Source organism: Colwellia sp. MEBiC06753, from assembly GCF_053470325.1.
On the sequence record NZ_JBQMTM010000035.1, the window covers coordinates 1 to 3,129 of the forward strand.

Annotated in this window: 1 rRNA gene; it reads left to right on the forward strand. The window is 48.7% G+C overall.

What is annotated here, in order from left to right:
• Positions 1-176: 176 nt before the first annotated feature.
• Positions 177-3,055, forward strand: a 23S ribosomal RNA gene (locus ACOB82_RS17635).
• Positions 3,056-3,129 lie beyond the last annotated feature (74 nt).

The following is a 3,129-nucleotide window of genomic DNA, read 5'->3' on the forward strand; positions in this document are numbered from 1 at the left end:
TTAAAAACAAAAGTAATCAAACCTGATACAAGACTTCCTTATCTTGTATCAATCTAAATCAAGTGACTCCATCAATCTTACTTTTTAAGTAAATTGACGAGTACGTGAAAATGTCAGTCATACATTCATGCTTAGCGTTTGTCTGCTAAGCAACTTAAGACTACTTAGGGTTGTATGGTTAAGTGACTAAGCGTATATGGTGGATGCCTTGGCAGTTAGAGGCGATGAAAGACGTGTTAATCTGCGATAAGCTCAGGCGAGGTGATAAAAACCGTTATAACCTGAGATTTCTGAATGGGGAAACCCACTTGCATAAGCAAGTATCTTTTAGTGAATACATAGCTAAAAGAGGCAAACCGGGAGAACTGAAACATCTAAGTACCCCGAGGAAAAGAAATCAACCGAGATTTCCTTAGTAGCGGCGAGCGAACGGGAATTAGCCCTTAAGCGGGAGCAAGTTAGTGGAACAAGCTGGAAAGCTTGGCGATACAGGGTGATAGCCCCGTACACGAAAACGAACTCTTTGTGAAATCGAGTAGGTCGGCACACGTGAAATGTTGACTGAACATGGGGGGACCATCCTCCAAGGCTAAATACTCCTAACTGACCGATAGTGAACCAGTACCGTGAGGGAAAGGCGAAAAGAACCCCTGTGAGGGGAGTGAAATAGAACCTGAAACCGTATACGTACAAGCAGTGGAAGCCTTCGGGTGACTGCGTACCTTTTGTATAATGGGTCAGCGACTTATATTTTGTAGCAAGGTTAACCGATTAGGGGAGCCGTAGCGAAAGCGAGTGTTAACTGCGCGTTTAGTTGCAAGGTATAGACCCGAAACCCGGCGATCTACCCATGGGCAGGTTGAAGGTTGAGTAACATCAACTGGAGGACCGAACACACGTATGTTGAAAAATGCGGTGATGACTTGTGGGTCGGAGTGAAAGGCTAATCAAGCCGGGAGATAGCTGGTTCTCCCCGAAATCTATTTAGGTAGAGCCTCGGACGAATACCATTGGGGGTAGAGCACTGTTAAGGCTAGGGGGTCATCCCGACTTACCAACCCTTTGCAAACTCCGAATACCAATGAGTACTATCCGGGAGACACACTGCGGGTGCTAACGTCCGTTGTGAAGAGGGAAACAACCCAGACCGCCAGCTAAGGTCCCAAAGTCATAGTTAAGTGGGAAACGATGTGGAAAGGCATAGACAGCTAGGAGGTTGGCTTAGAAGCAGCCACCCTTTAAAGAAAGCGTAATAGCTCACTAGTCGAGTCGGTCTGCGCGGAAGATGTAACGGGGCTAAACTATGCACCGAAGCTGCGGATTCAAAATTTATTTTGAGTGGTAGGGGAGCGTTCTGTAAGCCGTTGAAGGTGTGTTGAGAAGCATGCTGGAGGTATCAGAAGTGCGAATGCTGACATGAGTAACGATAATGGGGGTGAAAAACCCCCACGCCGAAAGACCAAGGTTTCCTGTCCCATGTTAATCAGGGCAGGGTAAGTCGGCCCCTAAGGCGAGGCAGAAATGCGTAGTCGATGGGAAACAGATTAATATTTCTGTACTTCTAATAATTGCGAAGGAGGGACGGAGAAAGCTAGGCAGGCATGGCGTTGGTTGTCCATGTGAAAGTATGTAGGCTGAGAACTTAGGCAAATCCGGGTTCTTAAGGCTGAGATACGAGACGAGTGACTACGGTCACGAAGCTGTTGATGCTCTGCTTCCAGGAAAAGCTTCTAAGCTCTAGATTATTAGGAACCGTACCCCAAACCGACACAGGTGGTTAGGTAGAGAATACTAAGGCGCTTGAGAGAACTCGGGTGAAGGAACTAGGCAAAATAGTACCGTAACTTCGGGAGAAGGTACGCCGATGTTGGTGATGGAACTTGCTTCCTAAGCTGACGTCGGTCGAAGTAACCAGGTGGCTGGAACTGTTTATTAAAAACACAGCACTGTGCAAAATCGAAAGATGACGTATACGGTGTGACGCCTGCCCGGTGCCGGAAGGTTAATTGATTGGGTTAGCTCTGCGAAGCTCATGATCGAAGCCCCGGTAAACGGCGGCCGTAACTATAACGGTCCTAAGGTAGCGAAATTCCTTGTCGGGTAAGTTCCGACCTGCACGAATGGCGTAATCATGGCCACACTGTCTCCACCCGAGACTCAGTGAAATTGAATTTGCGGTTAAGATGCCGTATACCCGCGGCTAGACGGAAAGACCCCGTGAACCTTTACTATAGCTTGACAGTGAACATTGCTCCTACATGTGTAGGATAGGTGGGAGGCTTTGAAGCAGGTACGCCAGTATCTGTGGAGCCATCCTTGAAATACCACCCTTGTATGCGTGATGTTCTAACTTGGCCCCATTATCTGGGGTGAGGACACTGTCTGGTGGGTAGTTTGACTGGGGCGGTCTCCTCCCAAAGAGTAACGGAGGAGCACGAAGGTTGGCTAAGTACGGTCGGACATCGTACGGTTAGTGCAATGGCATAAGCCAGCTTAACTGCGAGACAGACACGTCGAGCAGGTGCGAAAGCAGGTCATAGTGATCCGGTGGTTCTGTATGGAAGGGCCATCGCTCAACGGATAAAAGGTACTCCGGGGATAACAGGCTGATACCGCCCAAGAGTTCATATCGACGGCGGTGTTTGGCACCTCGATGTCGGCTCATCACATCCTGGGGCTGAAGTCGGTCCCAAGGGTATGGCTGTTCGCCATTTAAAGTGGTACGCGAGCTGGGTTTAGAACGTCGTGAGACAGTTCGGTCCCTATCTGCCGTGGGCGTTTGAGAATTGAAGAGGGCTGCTCCTAGTACGAGAGGACCGGAGTGGACGAACCTCTGGTGTTCCGGTTGTCACGCCAGTGGCATTGCCGGGTAGCTACGTTCGGAACTGATAACCGCTGAAAGCATCTAAGCGGGAAGCAGGCTTTGAGATGAGTTCTCACTGGAGCTTTAAGCTCCCTAAAGGGTCGTCGGAGACTACGACGTTGATAGGTCAGGTGTGTAAGGGTTGTGAGGCCTTGAGCTAACTGATACTAATTGCCCGTGAGGCTTAACCATACAACACCCAAGTAGTTTTTACTATAAAGTGTGTATGATGACTGACAAGTCAGAAATGAATAACACGTACTTAG